7 protein-coding genes are annotated in these 21,609 nt (G+C 44.4%); 2 read left to right on the forward strand and 5 right to left on the reverse strand.

Annotated elements, in window-relative coordinates:
* Positions 1–137 precede the first annotated feature (137 nt).
* Positions 138–1,352 (reverse strand): pyridoxal phosphate-dependent aminotransferase, encoded by a 1,215-nt coding sequence (locus tag ACXPAV_RS09130; protein ID WP_039169212.1) that lies wholly within the window; start codon positions 1,350–1,352, stop codon positions 138–140.
* Positions 1,353–1,498: 146 nt separating this feature from the next.
* Between ACXPAV_RS09130 and ACXPAV_RS09135 the strand changes: the two genes are divergently transcribed.
* Together ACXPAV_RS09135 and menD are read left to right on the forward strand one after the other, a co-directional pair.
* Positions 1,499–2,782 (forward strand): isochorismate synthase, encoded by a 1,284-nt coding sequence (locus ACXPAV_RS09135; protein ID WP_458003321.1) that lies wholly within the window; start codon positions 1,499–1,501, stop codon positions 2,780–2,782.
* A gap of 15 nt (positions 2,783–2,797) precedes the next feature.
* Positions 2,798–4,504 carry a 2-succinyl-5-enolpyruvyl-6-hydroxy-3-cyclohexene-1-carboxylic-acid synthase gene (menD, locus tag ACXPAV_RS09140; RefSeq protein WP_458003322.1) on the forward strand — a complete coding sequence of 569 codons (1,707 nt, stop codon included), beginning with the start codon at positions 2,798–2,800 and terminating at the stop codon, positions 4,502–4,504.
* Positions 4,505–4,598: 94 nt separating this feature from the next.
* On the opposite strand, the gene ACXPAV_RS09145 is transcribed toward menD, so the two are convergent.
* From ACXPAV_RS09145 to ACXPAV_RS09160, 4 genes are all read right to left on the reverse strand, one after another.
* Positions 4,599–19,562, reverse strand: a complete 14,964-nt coding sequence (locus ACXPAV_RS09145) for a GA-like domain-containing protein (protein ID WP_458003323.1) — start codon at positions 19,560–19,562, stop codon at positions 4,599–4,601.
* Entirely contained in the window at positions 19,519–20,034 is a 516-nt protein-coding gene (locus tag ACXPAV_RS09150) for a hypothetical protein (RefSeq protein ID WP_335798307.1), read from the reverse strand. The genes ACXPAV_RS09145 and ACXPAV_RS09150 overlap by 44 nt, the downstream gene beginning before the upstream one ends.
* Before the next feature lie 530 nt (positions 20,035–20,564).
* The gene (locus ACXPAV_RS09155) at positions 20,565–20,894 is read right to left on the reverse strand and encodes a DMT family transporter (RefSeq protein ID WP_021461091.1); all 330 of its coding nucleotides are present in this window, start codon (positions 20,892–20,894) and stop codon (positions 20,565–20,567) included.
* Entirely contained in the window at positions 20,895–21,512 is a 618-nt protein-coding gene (locus ACXPAV_RS09160; RefSeq protein ID WP_458003324.1) for a cation diffusion facilitator family transporter, read from the reverse strand.
* Positions 21,513–21,609: the final 97 nt, after the last annotated feature.

The raw sequence follows: 21,609 nt of genomic DNA on the forward strand, positions 1-21,609 counted from the left end.
AATCCTATTAAATAATATTCTGTTTCTTTATTTTTGAAAAGTTGTTTTATTATTTTTATACTAAAAATATTTAATTATCTAATGGTAAAAAAATCCCGCTTACTACACTAAATGAAGTAAGCGGGATTAGCAGGAAATTATTGATGATAATGTGTTAAAAATCTGGCAAGTTTGGTCATTGCCTCTTCAATTTGATGAACATATGGCAAGGTTACAATTCGGAAGTGATCCGGTTTATGCCAGTTAAATCCTCGTCCGTGAACCAACAACACTTTCTCTTGAGTTAAAAGATCAAACACAAATTTTTCATCGTCGTGGATGTTATACATTTCTGTATCAATTTTCGGGAACATATACATTGCGCCTTGAGGTTTAACACAACTGATACCGGGAATTTGATTAATCATCTCATACGCTTTATTGCGCTGTTCCAGCAAACGCCCACCCGGCAAAATAAATTCGTTAATACTTTGATATCCCCCTAACGCTGTTTGTATGGCGTGTTGCATCGGTACAGTCGCACATAAACGCATTGATGCCAACATATCCAAGCCTTCAATATAGCCGGCAGCCGCTTTTTTCGGACCGTTAAGCACCATCCATCCTTGACGGAAACCGGCAACACGATAGGCTTTAGATAAGCCGTTCAGGGTAACAGTTAATAAATCCGGTGCTAATGCCGCAATATGATGATGAACAGCACCATCATATAAAATTTTGTCATAAATTTCGTCTGCAAAGATAATCAGTTTATTTTGACGAGCCACTTCCGCTAATTCTAATAATAATGCTTTGCTATAAACCGCCCCAGTCGGATTATTCGGATTAATAATCACAATCGCCTTCGTACGAGGAGAAACCTTCTGCTTAATATCTTCTATATCCGGAAACCAATTCTGTTCTTCATCACATAAATAATGCACAGCTTTACCGCCGGAAAGCGTTACTGCTGCTGTCCATAACGGATAATCAGGCATTGGTATCAACACTTCATCCCCATCATTCAAAAGTGCCTGCATTGACATCGTAATCAACTCTGATACACCGTTACCGATATAAACATCATTGACCCCAATATTAAGCAGTCCTTTTGATTGATAATATTGCACGATCGCTTTGCGTGCGGAATAAAGACCTTTGGAATCACAATATCCCTGTGCTGTCGGCAAATTTCGGATCACATCCACTAAGATTTCATCTGGTGCCTCGAAACCGAATGGCGCCGGATTACCAATATTCAACTTTAAAATCTTATGCCCTTCTTCTTCTAAACGACAAGCCTCTTTATGCACCGGCCCACGAATATCATAACAAACGTGTTCTAATTTATCTGATTTTGGGAAAACATCCATCACTGTCACCTTAAACAATTTATTAACAATAATGGGTTACTTTACGCTAATTTTTTGAGCTTAGAAAGATTTTCAAGAACTTTATTTGAAATTACGGTAAAATTACCACTTTTATAACATTTGGATAAATAGAATAGCTATTGACAATGGATGTATTTCAACAACTAAAATCATTACTCACTACGCAGATTGCTATTTATCAACCTGATTGCCGCCGCTTTGGTGAAATCCAAGCATCCATAGAGGCTTCAAACATTGATCTTATCGCTTGGTTGAAAGGGCAAGCCGTATTTCCGCAATTTTATTTGCAACAACGCCAACAGCAATATCAAATCGCTGCAGTCGGCGCGGTAAGCCACATCACCTCATTTACAGAATTAAGTGAATTTAAACAGAATTATCCTCATTTTACGCTCGTCGGCGGCGTTCAATTTCGAGGTGAAGTGAAGTTCATTTTGCCTCGCATTTATTTGCATTATCAACAACAAAAATTAACTGTTAAGCTATTGTTTAATCAAAGAATTTGGCAACAAGAAAAACAACAACTGTTGCAAATTCTACAACAACTGCCGCACTCTCAAACTTGTAATGAAATCAAGGACATCACACCGATACTACACCATCAAAGTAGTACTCAATCTCAATGGCGGAAGTTAATCCAAAACGCATTAAATGCGATCAAACAACAGCAGTTCAATAAAGTGGTTCTAGCTCGTGAAACAGTATTTCAACTCAATCAACCACTAAATGGCTATGATTTGCTGGCATTAAGTCGTCAAACTAATCAGCATTGTTACCACTTTGCGATTGCTGAATCAGCACATTCTATTTTTTTAGGTGCCAGTCCAGAATGTTTATACTGCCGCACTGATTCAGATTTTCAAACCGAAGCACTTGCTGGCACCGCCCCCATTGGCGAAACAGATGAACAACAACGACAATATCAACAATGGTTATTGCAAGATCAAAAAAATCTCGTGGAAAATCAATTTGTTGTTGATGATATTTGTCAAAAAATTCAGCCTTATTGTCAAAAAATTGAGGTCGGCAAAGTGCAATTACGCCAATTACGCAAAGTTCAGCACCTCTGCCATCCGATTAAGGCAACCTTGCAGCCGCAACATCAATATTGGGAACCATTATTCGCATTACATCCGACCGCTGCGGTTGCCGGTTATCCAAGACAACCGGCATTGTCATTCATTAAGAACAATGAACCGTTTCAACGCAACTGGTACGCCGGAGCAATCGGAGTTATCACACAATCTTTTGCTGAATTTTGTGTTGGACTACGTTCCGCAGAACTCACTAATCAACAATTACACCTCTTTGCCGGTGCCGGCATTGTTAAAGAATCTCAAGCAGATGAAGAGTGGCAAGAAATAGAAAGAAAAATGTCCGGATTGCTCTCTCTGTTTGAACGCAAATAGGATAAGGAGAATACCATGTCTATCAGTACATTTAACCGTTGCTGGTCTAAAGTCATTTTGGAATCACTGCTCCGTTACGGTGTGAGCCATATCTGCATTGCACCCGGTTCACGTTCAACACCGCTTACACTCGAAGCCGCACGGCTACAGGATGAAAGCCGCGCAACCTGCCATACTCACTTTGATGAGCGTGGTTTAGGCTTTTTTGCGCTCGGTTTAGCTAAAGCACAACAAAAGCCGGTCGTGATTATCGTAACTTCCGGCACTGCTGTCGCTAATCTTTATCCGGCAATTGTGGAAGCCTATCAAACACAGACGAATTTAATCGTCTTGACCGCCGACCGCCCTATCGAACTGGTTGAATGCGGTGCAAATCAAGCTATCCGCCAACAAAACATCTTTGCACATTATCCGGTTGCTGAAGTTGATTTGCCGAAACCAAGTCAAGATTACAGCGCCAATTGGTTAGTATCCACATTAGATCAAGCCTGTTATCAACAACAACTTACCCCCGGCGTCATACATATTAATGTGCCGTTCGCCGAACCACTTTACCAAGCGAATCTGCAACAAATTGACAACCATTCGTGGTTACAACCGCTAAGTTCTTGGTTACACAGCCAAAAACCGTGGGTGAAACATCCGGAAAATCAAGTCGAAGTGCTGATCCACGAAAATTGGGATCTATGGAGAACAAAACGCGGCGTTGTCGTTGTCGGACGTTTGCCATTGGAACAAAGTATGGGAATTAGCACTTGGGTTAATACAATGGGTTGGGTATTACTAACGGATGTACAATCCACTGTTGAAGCGACATTGCCTTACGCCGATATTTGGTTAGCAAATAAAACGGTTTTTCAACAATTACTACAAGCAGATATTGTGATTCAGCTTGGCGGCGGCATTGTAAGTAAACGAATTAATCAATTTTTAGCAACCTTTCACGGTGAATATTGGTTAGTTGATGCTTCACAACGCCGTCTTGATCCGGCACATCATCAACAAACCCGTTTTCACGCTAAAGCTCACCATTGGTTGCGTGCGCATCCACCACTCAGACAAAAACCGTGGTTGCTTGAACCGTTAGCACTATCACAATTTTGTGATAAATTTATTGAACAACAAGTTGGAAGCAATTTAAACGAAGCATCATTGGCTCATCATCTAGAACGCTTACTGCCAACAAATGGCATACTTTTCCTTGGTAATAGTCTTTTTGTACGTTTAGTTGATGCACTATGCAAACTGCCTAATAACTATCCGATTTATACTAATAGAGGAGCAAGCGGTATCGATGGTTTATTGGCTACCGCCGCTGGTGTTGCTATTGCTCATCAACGCCCTTTGATCGCTTTTATCGGCGACATTTCCGCACTGCACGATCTCAACTCTTTTGCCTTATTCAGAAAGGTCAAATTGCCAACCATTATTTTTATTATTAACAATAATGGCGGTGCAATTTTTGATATGTTGCCAGTAGAAAATGAAGCTAAAGAACAATATTATCGCTTACCACATAATTTAGAGTTTTCACAAATCGCCAATATGTTTGAGCTAAATTATGCACGGCCTTATACTTGGGCAGATTTAAGTTCTACCCTAAAAACAGCTTATATGCGTAAATCCGCTACTATTATTGAAATTAAAGTAAGTGCTACTGAAGGCAGCACTATTTATAAAAATTTGCTTGAACAAATTGCACAAGCGGTTATTGGTGATTAATACAGAAGAAAAAAACAAATCAAATACAAAAGAAAAGCCCATCAAGCGGGAAGCTTGATGGGTTTTTGATTACCTGTTTTTAACGCTCAATTAATCAAACAGAAAATTCAGTAACATTAATAGCATCATCGATGGAAATATAAATACCTGTATTTTTATATTCATATTTCTTCGCACCATTTTCTGTTGCTACCTTATGCCAACTACTTTCTATTCTGACACTATCAGCATTCGTTCCATGAACTTCAATCGGACCAATTGTTGAAGCTTTGCCACTAACAATATCTCCTTTGTTTCCGATAATGAGTGTTCCACCTTTACCATTCAAATTAAAGACTTCAATGCTAGAAACATCAATATTGTTACCACCAATATCGCCATACATTTCCAACCTTACTTTATTTGAATCACTATTTGGTGTACCAAGATTAATTGTATCTCGACCTTCACCACCATAAATCAATGATTGACCAGAGATACTATCATCTTTGAACATAGAGTTAATCGAAATGGAGTCATTTCCTGCACCAAGTTTAATATTATTTGATGAAAGAACCCAAGTATTAATAGTTACCGTATCTTTGCCTGAGCCAGACTCAATTTTTGCATGGATCATATTGCCGCCAACACTCATAGTATTATTACCATCACCAAGATTAATAATATAGTTATTATCCGGCAACTTAGCTAATGCATCTTTACTCTCTTCATACCAAGAACGCACATCGTCTTGATAAGCACCAGTATATTTCAAGCTGGCATCATAAATCTCTTTAAAGATTGCCTTATCTCTGGCTTCAGAGTAATTAACACTATTACGCACAGTTACATTGTCATCTCCTGCGCCAAGCAACATAGTTACATTAGCTTGTCCGCCAATTCCCCCTACAGTAATTGTGCTACTGTCTTTTGAAAGAATTAACACATCATCTTGCAACTCTCCGCCTACCGTCAGAACATCATTTCCTGAACCAAGATCGATAATATTTGATGCCAATTTAGGAGCTGTATCAGTAATCGTTCCACCTACTGTCATCTTATCGTTTCCAGCACCAAGACTAAAATAGTTAGAATATGGTCGCTCACTATCATGATCCGCTTCAATTGAACGAGTAATTGAAATGGTATCATCATCATCGCCCATCGATACTTTCGCAGTTGTATTATTCATACCATAGCTGTCTTTAAAGACACCGAAAATACTAAAAGTATCTTTACCGCTGCCCATTAAGATACGCTGAGGGCCATCAAACGAACCCCCCGGATAACCATAAGGTCCATAACCACTCATACCTTTACGCAAGATTAACGTGTCATCACCTCCGCCAGTAATCACATCAGTATGACCTCCCATACCAACAGCATCAATAAGATCATCGTGATCATAGGTTTTTAAAGTCGCTTTATACTCTGAAAGATCAGTGCCTCCATCAATAAAGCCACCAAACCCATCACCACCCTGTGTCTGACGAAGAATAATGATATTGTCTTTATCACTTTCTGTTTTTAAACCATTTGAACCATAATCTTTATTTTGATCTTCATTACCATCACTATTCCAGTTATTAGGTCCTACGTCTTTATTCATATTCGTTGTTAAACGAGCCAAACGAAGCACTTTTGCATCTTTTAATAAATCAACAATTTGGGAATTCCCTTCTTTATCATAGAAGACAAATGTTGATTCCCCATCTCTAATTGTTGTACTCCATTTATGATCTTTCTGGGATACATCTACTGCACTGCTATAGTTTTGTAAAACATCTATCTCCGGATTAGCCAATGCACCATCTTTTCTCCACACTTTAAGACTATCTTCTTTAAAGGTAAATTCAACGTGCAATTTTCCTGCTTCATCGGCATAAATATGATGTTCTACCGCCGGCGGTGTAGTATCTAACGTTACTCGATTTTCTACACTATCGTAAACAGTATAAGTCCCCAAAACAGTCGTATCATTAGTATTATAAGAGCTAGCTCTCAAAATATAGGTATGCCCATCTTCTGGATTAAAACCTCTCGCATCAAATGTAAGTGTTTTTTCTCCCGCTGTCTGATTGCCTTTTGTATCTGACCAACGTACCTGATCTGGCTCATTAGTATCAATGATCTCTAATTTCACTACCCAACCATCTAAATTTCCACCTGATGAAACTTTATTCTTAACCCCAACGAGAATTTTAGACCAGCTAGTGTCATTAGTTGTTCCATCTTTTTCTACTACCTCTGTAATTGGGTTCTCATCATCCTCAATACTAACACTAACCACATCAATACCATTCCCACCCTTATTTGGATTTGTAAATGGAACCAGCAGTGTCAATTTAGTACCATCTTCAGTCACCACATTAAAAAACTGTTGAGTTGTCTCACTAATTTTTTTTGCAACCTCAGGATCAATACGAATTTGCATATTTCCATTTTCATCTACACGATACTCAGAAATAGATGCACTTGATGACGTTGGTGTTCCTTGCTTCCATCCGTCTGTTGGCGCAAGTTTAATCGTAAATGATTCTCCACCTAAAGTATCTTTAATAGGAATATCTGTTGCATTAATAGTAACAATCCCCCCATTTTCTGATGCATAATCATCAAGATATTTAGCACTAGGGGTCATAGTTTTCCAAAATGCTCGATATAAAAGCGTAGTTCTACTATTCGCTTGCCAAACTGCATCGGCCGCATTAGTTACATCTGGCACTACTGCTTCTAAGGCATTAATTTTGTTCACTAAATCTTGCTTATCATCATCTGTATGCACCCATTCCACTGCTGCAATTGCTTTTTCTTTCAACTCTGATAATGGCAGCAACTGTTTATTAAGCGCATTTACCTCATTTGCCGTAAAGCCATGTTCAGCAAGCACTGATTTTTGAGCATTAAATGCCTCAAATGCTTCTTTCGCTTTCTCATAAGCTTCTTCAGCTAAGGTCTTAGGCGTAGAGCTATTTAGATCAGGATCAGATCCTGCTTTTGCCTCTTCATCATCGGTATAACCATCTTTATCCCGATCTGGTATTTCTTTAACTGTTGCCTCAGTTGCCGATGCTGAATTACCTGCAACGTCAGTTACTGTTGCATTAATAGTTGTGCCGACTGGTGTACTATTTTGTGCAATCGTAATCATACCATTTGCAAGGTTCACACCCTCTACTGAACTTCCTTGTAGTACCCAACCATTTTCTGTCTTACGGTATTCAATTTCATTTGCTGCTGCTTCACCCGGTTTAGTAATCTTCACCTTAAACACATCACCAATATCAGCATCAGTAGGCAATGCAATTGTTGTATCTTTTCCAGCTGGTGCATCAATTTGTGGCTCGCTTGGTGTTGTAGTATCCACCACATAGCGATCACTATTAGGTATCGTTGCTGTTCGCCCTATTGTTTCATTACGAATAGTCACAACTACTGAACCTGCATCGTACTGACCTTCCGGTAAAGTAATCTTATTACCATCCAATTTAGCCGCTTCACCATTTACTGTAACGCTATCAATGACATAACCTTGTGGCGGAGTGAAACTCAATTCACCATTGTTAGTGATCTTATCTGTTTTCGAACTTCCAGTATCTTGAGTTAACGCCATCGTAACTGTTGGTGCATCAGTAATATCCAACTGTACAGATTGTTGACCTGCAGTCGTATTATTACCTTGGTTTTCAGCATCTTTCACCGTTACATCCGATACAGAAAGCTGACCTTGGAAACCATCTTGCACTGGTACATTCAATGAAATGCCGTCGCGAATATCATCTGCTGTCAAAGCATAACCTTTCGCAGGCTGCGTTCCCGTTAGCGATTTATCTGAATTAATATAATAAACCTTATCACCAACGGTAATTTTACCGGTCAAGATATCACCCGCTTTCACATTTTGCACACCAATAAAGCCGACATTCACTGTAACCGGATTTGGTTGACCACCAGACTCACCTAACTCTGCTTTATCAATCACACCATCGCTATCAGCATCTAAACCGCTACCAACCACCACTGCTGGTTTACCTGTTGGGATTGGGGTAACACTTAAAGTATTAGGAATAACAATGCTTGCTGATTCACCTTCTTTGGACGTTTTATATGAACCATTTGGTAATTTAGCAATCTCAGCATCTACTGCATTCTTCGCATCTTGAGCATCTTTAATCGCCTGATCTAACTGCCCCTTCTCTGTTGCAGTAACTACACCATTTTTACCAACTTCTGTTTCCTTCGCCTTAGCGTCTTGCGCTTTCTGCTTCGCTTCTGCCAATAAACGATCAATATTCGCTTCCGTTGTATCTAATACACCGTTGCTGTTTTTGTCCGTCACCGGTGGAACGGTAATGCCATCCACACTAGCTAAACGACCGGTAAAGCCATCCTTCACATCGCCTTCTGGTAATGCGTTCACCGCTTCCTCTGCGGCCTCTTTCTTCGCTGTGACTTCGTTATTTAAACGTGTTAACTCGTCCGCATCTGCTTGGCTAACCACATCTTTCGCCTTCACTTCAGTCAATTTTGCTTCTGCCGCTTTCTCTGCGTCTTCTGCTGCCTTGACTAACCGCTCAGCTTCTGCCGCTTTATCATCCGCGACACCATCGTTATTGCTGTCCGTCACCGGTGGAACGGTAATGCCATCCACACTAGCTAAACGACCGGTAAAGCCATCCTTCACATCGCCTTCTGGTAATGCGTTCACCGCTTCCTCTGCGGCCTCTTTCTTCGCTGTGACTTCGTTATTTAAACGTGTTAACTCGTCCGCATCTGCTTGGCTAACCACATCTTTCGCCTTCACTTCAGTCAATTTTGCTTCTGCCGCTTTCTCTGCGTCTTCTGCTGCCTTGACTAACCGCTCAGCTTCTGCCGCTTTATCATCCGCGACACCATCGTTATTGCTGTCCGTCACCGGTGGAACGGTAATGCCATCCACACTAGCTAAACGACCGGTAAAGCCATCCTTCACATCGCCTTCTGGTAATGCGTTCACCGCTTCCTCTGCGGCCTCTTTCTTCGCTGTGACTTCGTTATTTAAACGTGTTAACTCGTCCGCATCTGCTTGGCTAACCACATCTTTCGCCTTCACTTCAGTCAATTTTGCTTCTGCCGCTTTCTCTGCGTCTTCTGCTGCCTTGACTAACCGCTCAGCTTCTGCCGCTTTATCATCCGCGACACCATCGTTATTGCTGTCCGTCACCGGTGGAACGGTAATGCCATCCACACTAGCTAAACGACCGGTAAAGCCATCCTTCACATCGCCTTCTGGTAATGCGTTCACCGCTTCCTCTGCGGCCTCTTTCTTCGCTGTGACTTCGTTATTTAAACGTGTTAACTCGTCCGCATCTGCTTGGCTAACCACATCTTTCGCCTTCACTTCAGTCAATTTTGCTTCTGCCGCTTTCTCTGCGTCTTCTGCTGCCTTGACTAACCGCTCAGCTTCTGCCGCTTTATCATCCGCGACACCATCGTTATTGCTGTCCGTCACCGGTGGAACGGTAATGCCATCCACACTAGCTAAACGACCGGTAAAGCCATCCTTCACATCACCTTCTGGTAATGCGTTCACCGCTTCCTCTGCGGCCTCTTTCTTCGCTGTGACTTCGTTATTTAAACGTGTTAACTCGTCCGCATCTGCTTGGCTAACCACATCTTTCGCCTTCACTTCAGTCAATTTTGCTTCTGCCGCTTTCTCTGCGTCTTCTGCTGCCTTGACTAACCGCTCAGCTTCTGCCGCTTTATCATCCGCGACACCATCGTTATTGCTGTCCGTCACCGGTGGAACGGTAATGCCATCCACACTAGCTAAACGACCGGTAAAGCCATCCTTCACATCACCTTCTGGTAATGCGTTCACCGCTTCCTCTGCGGCCTCTTTCTTCGCTGTGACTTCGTTATTTAAACGTGTTAACTCGTCCGCATCTGCTTGGCTAACCACATCTTTCGCCTTCACTTCAGTCAATTTTGCTTCTGCCGCTTTCTCTGCGTCTTCTGCTGCCTTGACTAACCGCTCAGCTTCTGCCGCTTTATCATCCGCGACACCATCGTTATTGCTGTCCGTCACCGGTGGAACGGTAATGCCATCCACACTAGCTAAACGACCGGTAAAGCCATCCTTCACATCGCCTTCTGGTAATGCGTTCACCGCTTCCTCTGCGGCCTCTTTCTTCGCTGTGACTTCGTTATTTAAACGTGTTAACTCGTCCGCATCTGCTTGGCTAACCACATCTTTCGCCTTCACTTCAGTCAATTTTGCTTCTGCCGCTTTCTCTGCGTCTTCTGCTGCCTTGACTAACCGCTCAGCTTCTGCCGCTTTATCATCCGCGACACCATCGTTATTGCTGTCCGTCACCGGTGGAACGGTAATGCCATCCACACTAGCTAAACGACCGGTAAAGCCATCCTTCACATCGCCTTCTGGTAATGCGTTCACCGCTTCCTCTGCGGCCTCTTTCTTCGCTGTGACTTCGTTATTTAAACGTGTTAACTCGTCCGCATCTGCTTGGCTAACCACATCTTTCGCCTTCACTTCAGTCAATTTTGCTTCTGCCGCTTTCTCTGCGTCTTCTGCTGCCTTGACTAACCGCTCAGCTTCTGCCGCTTTATCATCCGCGACACCATCGTTATTGCTGTCCGTCACCGGTGGAACGGTAATGCCATCCACACTAGCTAAACGACCGGTAAAGCCATCCTTCACATCGCCTTCTGGTAATGCGTTCACCGCTTCCTCTGCGGCCTCTTTCTTCGCTGTGACTTCGTTATTTAAACGTGTTAACTCGTCCGCATCTGCTTGGCTAACCACATCTTTCGCCTTCACTTCAGTCAATTTTGCTTCTGCCGCTTTCTCTGCGTCTTCTGCTGCCTTGACTAACCGCTCAGCTTCTGCCGCTTTATCATCCGCGACACCATCGTTATTGCTGTCCGTCACCGGTGGAACGGTAATGCCATCCACACTAGCTAAACGACCGGTAAAGCCATCCTTCACATCACCTTCTGGTAATGCGTTCACCGCTTCCTCTGCGGCCTCTTTCTTCGCTGTGACTTCGTTATTTAAACGTGTTAACTCGTCCGCATCTGCTTGGCTAACCACATCTTTCGCCTTCACTTCAGTCAATTTTGCTTCTGCCGCTTTCTCTGCGTCTTCTGCTGCCTTGACTAACCGCTCAGCTTCTGCCGCTTTATCATCCGCGACACCATCGTTATTGCTGTCCGTCACCGGTGGAACGGTAATGCCATCCACACTAGCTAAACGACCGGTAAAGCCATCCTTCACATCACCTTCTGGTAATGCGTTCACCGCTTCCTCTGCGGCCTCTTTCTTCGCTGTGACTTCGTTATTTAAACGTGTTAACTCGTCCGCATCTGCTTGGCTAACCACATCTTTCGCCTTCACTTCAGTCAATTTTGCTTCTGCCGCTTTCTCTGCGTCTTCTGCTGCCTTGACTAACCGCTCAGCTTCTGCCGCTTTATCATCCGCGACACCATCGTTATTGCTGTCCGTCACCGGTGGAACGGTAATGCCATCCACACTAGCTAAACGACCGGTAAAGCCATCCTTCACATCGCCTTCTGGTAATGCGTTCACCGCTTCCTCTGCGGCCTCTTTCTTCGCTGTGACTTCGTTATTTAAACGTGTTAACTCGTCCGCATCTGCTTGGCTAACCACATCTTTCGCCTTCACTTCAGTCAATTTTGCTTCTGCCGCTTTCTCTGCGTCTTCTGCTGCCTTGACTAACCGCTCAGCTTCTGCCGCTTTATCATCCGCGACACCATCGTTATTGCTGTCCGTCACCGGTGGAACGGTAATGCCATCCACACTAGCTAAACGACCGGTAAAGCCATCCTTCACATCGCCTTCTGGTAATGCGTTCACCGCTTCCTCTGCGGCCTCTTTCTTCGCTGTGACTTCGTTATTTAAACGTGTTAACTCGTCCGCATCTGCTTGGCTAACCACATCTTTCGCCTTCACTTCAGTCAATTTTGCTTCTGCCGCTTTCTCTGCGTCTTCTGCTGCCTTGACTAACCGCTCAGCTTCTGCCGCTTTATCATCCGCGACACCATCGTTATTGCTGTCCGTCACCGGTGGAACGGTAATGCCATCCACACTAGCTAAACGACCGGTAAAGCCATCCTTCACATCGCCTTCTGGTAATGCGTTCACCGCTTCCTCTGCGGCCTCTTTCTTCGCTGTGACTTCGTTATTTAAACGTGTTAACTCGTCCGCATCTGCTTGGCTAACCACATCTTTCGCCTTCACTTCAGTCAATTTTGCTTCTGCCGCTTTCTCTGCGTCTTCTGCTGCCTTGACTAACCGCTCAGCTTCTGCCGCTTTATCATCCGCGACACCATCGTTATTGCTGTCCGTCACCGGTGGAACGGTAATGCCATCCACACTAGCTAAACGACCGGTAAAGCCATCCTTCACATCACCTTCTGGTAATGCGTTCACCGCTTCCTCTGCGGCCTCTTTCTTCGCTGTGACTTCGTTATTTAAACGTGTTAACTCGTCCGCATCTGCTTGGCTAACCACATCTTTCGCCTTCACTTCAGTCAATTTTGCTTCTGCCGCTTTCTCTGCGTCTTCTGCTGCCTTGACTAACCGCTCAGCTTCTGCCGCTTTATCATCCGCGACACCATCGTTATTGCTGTCCGTCACCGGTGGAACGGTAATGCCATCCACACTAGCTAAACGACCGGTAAAGCCATCCTTCACATCACCTTCTGGTAATGCGTTCACCGCTTCCTCTGCGGCCTCTTTCTTCGCTGTGACTTCGTTATTTAAACGTGTTAACTCGTCCGCATCTGCTTGGCTAACCACATCTTTCGCCTTCACTTCAGTCAATTTTGCTTCTGCCGCTTTCTCTGCGTCTTCTGCTGCCTTGACTAACCGCTCAGCTTCTGCCGCTTTATCATCCGCGACACCATCGTTATTGCTGTCCGTCACCGGTGGAACGGTAATGCCATCCACACTAGCTAAACGACCGGTAAAGCCATCCTTCACATCGCCTTCTGGTAATGCGTTCACCGCTTCCTCTGCGGCCTCTTTCTTCGCTGTGACTTCGTTATTTAAACGTGTTAACTCGTCCGCATCTGCTTGGCTAACCACATCTTTCGCCTTCACTTCAGTCAATTTTGCTTCTGCCGCTTTCTCTGCGTCTTCTGCTGCCTTGACTAACCGCTCAGCTTCTGCCGCTTTATCATCCGCGACACCATCGTTATTGCTGTCCGTCACCGGTGGAACGGTAATGCCATCCACACTAGCTAAACGACCGGTAAAGCCATCCTTCACATCGCCTTCTGGTAATGCGTTCACCGCTTCCTCTGCGGCCTCTTTCTTCGCTGTGACTTCGTTATTTAAACGTGTTAACTCGTCCGCATCTGCTTGGCTAACCACATCTTTCGCCTTCACTTCAGTCAATTTTGCTTCTGCCGCTTTCTCTGCGTCTTCTGCTGCCTTGACTAACCGCTCAGCTTCTGCCGCTTTATCATCCGCGACACCATCGTTATTGCTGTCCGTCACCGGTGGAACGGTAATGCCATCCACACTAGCTAAACGACCGGTAAAGCCATCCTTCACATCGCCTTCTGGTAATGCGTTCACCGCTTCCTCTGCGGCCTCTTTCTTCGCTGTGACTTCGTTATTTAAACGTGTTAACTCGTCCGCATCTGCTTGGCTAACCACATCTTTCGCCTTCACTTCAGTCAATTTTGCTTCTGCCGCTTTCTCTGCGTCTTCTGCTGCCTTGACTAACCGCTCAGCTTCTGCCGCTTTATCATCCGCGACACCATCGTTATTGCTGTCCGTCACCGGTGGAACGGTAATGCCATCCACACTAGCTAAACGACCGGTAAAGCCATCCTTCACATCACCTTCTGGTAATGCGTTCACCGCTTCCTCTGCGGCCTCTTTCTTCGCTGTGACTTCGTTATTTAAACGTGTTAACTCGTCCGCATCTGCTTGGCTAACCACATCTTTCGCCTTCACTTCAGTCAATTTTGCTTCTGCCGCTTTCTCTGCGTCTTCTGCTGCCTTGACTAACCGCTCAGCTTCTGCCGCTTTATCATCCGCGACACCATCGTTATTGCTGTCCGTCACCGGTGGAACGGTAATGCCATCCACACTAGCTAAACGACCGGTAAAGCCATCCTTCACATCACCTTCTGGTAATGCGTTCACCGCTTCCTCTGCGGCCTCTTTCTTCGCTGTGACTTCGTTATTTAAACGTGTTAACTCGTCCGCATCTGCTTGGCTAACCACATCTTTCGCCTTCACTTCAGTCAATTTTGCTTCTGCCGCTTTCTCTGCGTCTTCTGCTGCCTTGACTAACCGCTCAGCTTCTGCCGCTTTATCATCCGCGACACCATCGTTATTGCTGTCCGTCACCGGTGGAACGGTAATGCCATCCACACTAGCTAAACGACCGGTAAAGCCATCCTTCACATCGCCTTCTGGTAATGCGTTCACCGCTTCCTCTGCGGCCTCTTTCTTCGCTGTGACTTCGTTATTTAAACGTGTTAACTCGTCCGCATCTGCTTGGCTAACCACATCTTTCGCCTTCACTTCAGTCAATTTTGCTTCTGCCGCTTTCTCTGCGTCTTCTGCTGCCTTGACTAACCGCTCAGCTTCTGCCGCTTTATCATCCGCGACACCATCGTTATTGCTGTCCGTCACCGGTGGAACGGTAATGCCATCCACACTAGCTAAACGACCGGTAAAGCCATCCTTCACATCGCCTTCTGGTAATGCGTTCACCGCTTCCTCTGCGGCCTCTTTCTTCGCTGTGACTTCGTTATTTAAACGTGTTAACTCGTCCGCATCTGCTTGGCTAACCACATCTTTCGCCTTCACTTCAGTCAATTTTGCTTCTGCCGCTTTCTCTGCGTCTTCTGCTGCCTTGACTAACCGCTCAGCTTCTGCCGCTTTATCATCCGCGACACCATCGTTATTGCTGTCCGTCACCGGTGGAACGGTAATGCCATCCACACTAGCTAAACGACCGGTAAAGCCATCCTTCACATCACCTTCTGGTAATGCGTTCACCGCTTCCTCTGCGGCCTCTTTCTTCGCTGTGACTTCGTTATTTAAACGTGTTAACTCGTCCGCATCTGCTTGGCTAACCACATCTTTCGCCTTCACTTCAGTCAATTTTGCTTCTGCCGCTTTCTCTGCGTCTTCTGCTGCCTTGACTAACCGCTCAGCTTCTGCCGCTTTATCATCCGCGACACCATCGTTATTGCTGTCCGTCACCGGTGGAACGGTAATGCCATCCACACTAGCTAAACGACCGGTAAAGCCATCCTTCACATCGCCTTCTGGTAATGCGTTCACCGCTTCCTCTGCGGCCTCTTTCTTCGCTGTGACTTCGTTATTTAAACGTGTTAACTCGTCCGCATCTGCTTGGCTAACCACATCTTTCGCCTTCACTTCAGTCAATTTTGCTTCTGCCGCTTTCTCTGCGTCTTCTGCTGCCTTGACTAACCGCTCAGCTTCTGCCGCTTTATCATCCGCGACACCATCGTTATTGCTGTCCGTCACCGGTGGAACGGTAATGCCATCCACACTAGCTAAACGACCGGTAAAGCCATCCTTCACATCACCTTCTGGTAATGCGTTCACCGCTTCCTCTGCGGCCTCTTTCTTCGCTGTGACTTCGTTATTTAAACGTGTTAACTCGTCCGCATCTGCTTGGCTAACCACATCTTTCGCCTTCACTTCAGTCAATTTTGCTTCTGCCGCTTTCTCTGCGTCTTCTGCTGCCTTGACTAACCGCTCAGCTTCTGCCGCTTTATCATCCGCGACACCATCGTTATTGCTGTCCGTCACCGGTGGAACGGTAATGCCATCCACACTAGCTAAACGACCGGTAAAGCCATCCTTCACATCGCCTTCTGGTAATGCGTTCACCGCTTCCTCTGCGGCCTCTTTCTTCGCTGTGACTTCGTTATTTAAACGTGTTAACTCGTCCGCATCTGCTTGGCTAACCACATCTTTCGCCTTCACTTCAGTCAATTTTGCTTCTGCCGCTTTCTCTGCGTCTTCTGCTGCCTTGACTAACCGCTCAGCTTCTGCCGCTTTATCATCCGCGACACCATCGTTATTGCTGTCCGTCACCGGTGGAACGGTAATGCCATCCACACTAGCTAAACGACCGGTAAAGCCATCCTTCACATCACCTTCTGGTAATGCGTTCACCGCTTCCTCTGCGGCCTCTTTCTTCGCTGTGACTTCGTTATTTAAACGTGTTAACTCGTCCGCATCTGCTTGGCTAACCACATCTTTCGCCTTCACTTCAGTCAATTTTGCTTCTGCCGCTTTCTCTGCGTCTTCTGCTGCCTTGACTAACCGCTCAGCTTCTGCCGCTTTATCATCCGCGACACCATCGTTATTGCTGTCCGTCACCGGTGGAACGGTAATGCCATCCACACTAGCTAAACGACCGGTAAAGCCATCCTTCACATCACCTTCTGGTAATGCGTTCACCGCTTCCTCTGCGGCCTCTTTCTTCGCTGTGACTTCGTTATTTAAACGTGTTAACTCGTCCGCATCTGCTTGGCTAACCACATCTTTCGCCTTCACTTCAGTCAATTTTGCTTCTGCCGCTTTCTCTGCGTCTTCTGCTGCCTTGACTAACCGCTCAGCTTCTGCCGCTTTATCATCCGCGACACCATCGTTATTGCTGTCCGTCACCGGTGGAACGGTAATGCCATCCACACTAGCTAAACGACCGGTAAAGCCATCCTTCACATCACCTTCTGGTAATGCGTTCACCGCTTCCTCTGCGGCCTCTTTCTTCGCTGTGACTTCGTTATTTAAACGTGTTAACTCGTCCGCATCTGCTTGGCTAACCACATCTTTCGCCTTCACTTCAGTCAATTTTGCTTCTGCCGCTTTCTCTGCGTCTTCTGCTGCCTTGACTAACCGCTCAGCTTCTGCCGCTTTATCATCCGCGACACCATCGTTATTGCTGTCCGTCACCGGTGGAACGGTAATGCCATCCACACTAGCTAAACGACCGGTAAAGCCATCCTTCACATCGCCTTCTGGTAATGCGTTCACCGCTTCCTCTGCGGCCTCTTTCTTCGCTGTGACTTCGTTATTTAAACGTGTTAACTCGTCCGCATCTGCTTGGCTAACCACATCTTTCGCCTTCACTTCAGTCAATTTTGCTTCTGCCGCTTTCTCTGCGTCTTCTGCTGCCTTGACTAACCGCTCAGCTTCTGCCGCTTTATCATCCGCGACACCATCGTTATTGCTGTCCGTCACCGGTGGAACGGTAATGCCATCCACACTAGCTAAACGACCGGTAAAGCCATCCTTCACATCGCCTTCTGGTAATGCGTTCACCGCTTCCTCTGCGGCCTCTTTCTTCGCTGTGACTTCGTTATTTAAACGTGTTAACTCGTCCGCATCTGCTTGGCTAACCACATCTTTCGCCTTCACTTCAGTCAATTTTGCTTCTGCCGCTTTCTCTGCGTCTTCTGCTGCCTTGACTAACCGCTCAGCTTCTGCCGCTTTATCATCCGCGACACCATCGTTATTGCTGTCCGTCACCGGTGGAACGGTAATGCCATCCACACTAGCTAAACGACCGGTAAAGCCATCCTTCACATCGCCTTCTGGTAATGCGTTCACCGCTTCCTCTGCGGCCTCTTTCTTCGCTGTGACTTCGTTATTTAAACGTGTTAACTCGTCCGCATCTGCTTGGCTAACCACATCTTTCGCCTTCACTTCAGTCAATTTTGCTTCTGCCGCTTTCTCTGCGTCTTCTGCTGCCTTGACTAACCGCTCAGCTTCTGCCGCTTTATCATCCGCGACACCATCGTTATTGCTGTCCGTCACCGGTGGAACGGTAATGCCATCCACACTAGCTAAACGACCGGTAAAGCCATCCTTCACATCGCCTTCTGGTAATGCGTTCACCGCTTCCTCTGCGGCCTCTTTCTTCGCTGTGACTTCGTTATTTAAACGTGTTAACTCGTCCGCATCTGCTTGGCTAACCACATCTTTCGCCTTCACTTCAGTCAATTTTGCTTCTGCCGCTTTCTCTGCGTCTTCTGCTGCCTTGACTAACCGCTCAGCTTCTGCCGCTTTATCATCCGCGACACCATCGTTATTGCTGTCCGTCACCGGTGGAACGGTAATGCCATCCACACTAGCTAAACGACCGGTAAAGCCATCCTTCACATCACCTTCTGGTAATGCGTTCACCGCTTCCTCTGCGGCCTCTTTCTTCGCTGTGACTTCGTTATTTAAACGTGTTAACTCGTCCGCATCTGCTTGGCTAACCACATCTTTCGCCTTCACTTCAGTCAATTTTGCTTCTGCCGCTTTCTCTGCGTCTTCTGCTGCCTTGACTAACCGCTCAGCTTCTGCCGCTTTATCATCCGCGACACCATCGTTATTGCTGTCCGTCACCGGTGGAACGGTAATGCCATCCACACTAGCTAAACGACCGGTAAAGCCATCCTTCACATCGCCTTCTGGTAATGCGTTCACCGCTTCCTCTGCGGCCTCTTTCTTCGCTGTGACTTCGTTATTTAAACGTGTTAACTCGTCCGCATCTGCTTGGCTAACCACATCTTTCGCCTTCACTTCAGTCAATTTTGCTTCTGCCGCTTTCTCTGCGTCTTCTGCTGCCTTGACTAATTTCTCTGCATTTTCTAACGCAGGATCTTTATCCTGTCCTCCAACATCCGGTTTGTCTTTTCCTGTGTTGCCTTGATTATCTGTAGGGTCTGTTGGAGTTGGTTGTTCTGGATCTGTTGACGGATTTCCGCCATTCTCGGGAATTTCAATGGGATTAACGGCATCTAATCTTTCTTTCAGTGCTTCTTGTTCTTTATCTTTAGGTAGGTTTTTTAATGCTTCTTCTGCCTTTGTTTTTGCGTCTTTTATTGCTTGATTTGCTTCTTCAAGGGCAGCGTTTTCTTCTGCTGTGATTTGATTATCTTCTTTTGCTTTTTCTAGAAGATCTTTGGCTTGTTGGTAGGCTTCTTCGGCGGCTTTAACTGCTTCTTCGGCGGCGGTAATCTTAGTGCTTTCTACCCCCCCCCGTATGGGATGATCCCTTGCCACCACTGCTTCCACCGCCTGCGGCTAATGCAATGCCTCCGAGCAATGCTGCTGCACCGGCTACATATGTCCAAGGACTAAAACTTTGTCCATTTTCTAAGCTGGTTGTTAATGTTCCACTGGCAATATCGTTGCTACTAAAACCACTCATTTCTGCTTCAACTTGGGTAACGATAACCTTGCCTTGCTCAGCACCTTGCGCCGCACTGTCAAACACTGCAAAGCATTGCTGTTCTGCGCTACATTCGCCCCAGAATTCATCTATGATAACTTCAATCTTGTCTTTTTTGCTTTTTATAACAAGATCGTTACCTGATCGGGAAACCTGTAAATCTTCCGGGGTTTTTCCTGTTTCACTGTCTATAACGTGATACTCTTCTCCGGCAACGGCTAATTCAACATATTTGCCTTTTTTGGCAACTTTGCTTAAATCAATTCGCTGTCCTGATTTTGCTTTGATTAAAATTAGACTCATTAGAGTCCTCCTTTATGGTTGGTAAATAAATTTATTTGATATGTTTCTTGTTTTATTTAATCTTTTATAAACAAAACTACTTCCTTTGCGTTACATTTTCTAAACTAAAAAATAGATTAAATTTTTCACAAGAATGCGCATACTATCTAATAAATACAAGGTTGTCAAAATAGGAAAATAGTAGTAGTAGTAGTAGTAGTAGTAGTAGTAGTAGTAGTAGTAGTAGTAGTAGTAGTAGTAGGTGATGATAGCAAACGTTTGCGTCAGGGCAAATACTATTTTTTAAAACTTAACCGGTTATTTTATTTACTAATAATCTGTTCTTTATTACTTTTTTTCTAACTTAAAATAATTACCTATTTATAGGTATAAAATAAACTATCGTTACTTTTTAATAGGGAAAAACAATGAGTAAATATGGTTTTTTCTATCAAAATACTTTCTATAAGGATTTATTTACTTTATTAAAAACTTTTGTTCTTTGAACATTATCTACCTCATTTTCACAACTTTTTTGTCTGCTAGGTTCATTAATGCCTTGCCATTTGTGAAAACAGAGTGAGTACAATCACACCAATCATAATTAAACTGATACCGATTACGCCACCAACATCTACTTTTTGGTTAAAAAAGAAAACACTAATTATTGCAGTTAAAACAATTCCGATACCAGACCAAATCGCATAAGCTGCACTTAATGGAATCCCTTTTAATGCCAACCCTAACAAATAAAATGATAATACATAACCAATAACCACACCGATTGAGGGGTATAATCGGCTAAACCCATCGCTCACTTTTAACATACTGGAAGCAAAAATTTCAGAAAGAATAGCTACCGCTAAAAATACCCAATACATTTAATCTGTTTTCTCCTGTAACGATTTTATCGCCTGATTTACTATTGATATTCCACTGCGTAAAATCAATAAACTCAAAATTGCACTCGCTACCAAATCCACCCATTGCCAATCTAATAGCCAAGCGCTTAAACCAGCAATAATTGCAATAATAGATCCAAACAGATCTGCCAATACGTGCAAATAAGCGGCACGAATATTCAAATTTTCGTGATCACTTTTAAACATTATTAATGCTACTACCATATTGACTAACAATCCGATAATCGCAACGCCAAGCATCGGTAATGCCACCATTTTCTCCGGCGTATGCCAACGTTGAACCGCCTCCCACAGAATCATTAATGCAACTAAAATTAACGAACTACCATTCAAAATGACAAATCGTTTTTGTATTTTTTCATTGAAGAAAAGTGCAATCAATGCCAATAATAATGACAAACTGTCATTTGCCATATGTCCGGCATCCGCCATTAAAGTTAAACTATGAAAATGATATCCCCCCCAAAACTCCACTAGCATATAACTGGTAATAATAACAAGGCTAATCAGCAGAATTGTTTTACTTTTAGGGATATGGTGATGATCGTGATGATCGTGATATAAATGATTGCTCATTTTTAAGCCTCTATATAAATGAAATGCTTGATTCTTTTTTATGGAATAATATAAAGTCTGTAGCGACTACAGAGTCAATCTTTTTCATAAAGGTTAT

The sequence above is a fragment of the Gallibacterium sp. ZY190522 genome, from assembly GCF_054166015.1.

What these genes read in the sequence shown, in the direction of transcription:
- ACXPAV_RS09130 (WP_039169212.1), bottom strand. Translation starts at nt 1,352, where the DNA reads ATGGATGTTTTCCCAAAATCAGATAAATTAGAACACGTTTGTTATGAT.
- ACXPAV_RS09135 (WP_458003321.1), top strand. Translation starts at nt 1,499, where the DNA reads ATGGATGTATTTCAACAACTAAAATCATTACTCACTACGCAGATTGCT.
- menD (WP_458003322.1), top strand. Translation starts at nt 2,798, where the DNA reads ATGTCTATCAGTACATTTAACCGTTGCTGGTCTAAAGTCATTTTGGAA.
- ACXPAV_RS09150 (WP_335798307.1), bottom strand. Translation starts at nt 20,034, where the DNA reads ATGAGTCTAATTTTAATCAAAGCAAAATCAGGACAGCGAATTGATTTA.
- ACXPAV_RS09155 (WP_021461091.1), bottom strand. Translation starts at nt 20,894, where the DNA reads ATGTATTGGGTATTTTTAGCGGTAGCTATTCTTTCTGAAATTTTTGCT.
- ACXPAV_RS09160 (WP_458003324.1), bottom strand. Translation starts at nt 21,512, where the DNA reads ATGAGCAATCATTTATATCACGATCATCACGATCATCACCATATCCCT.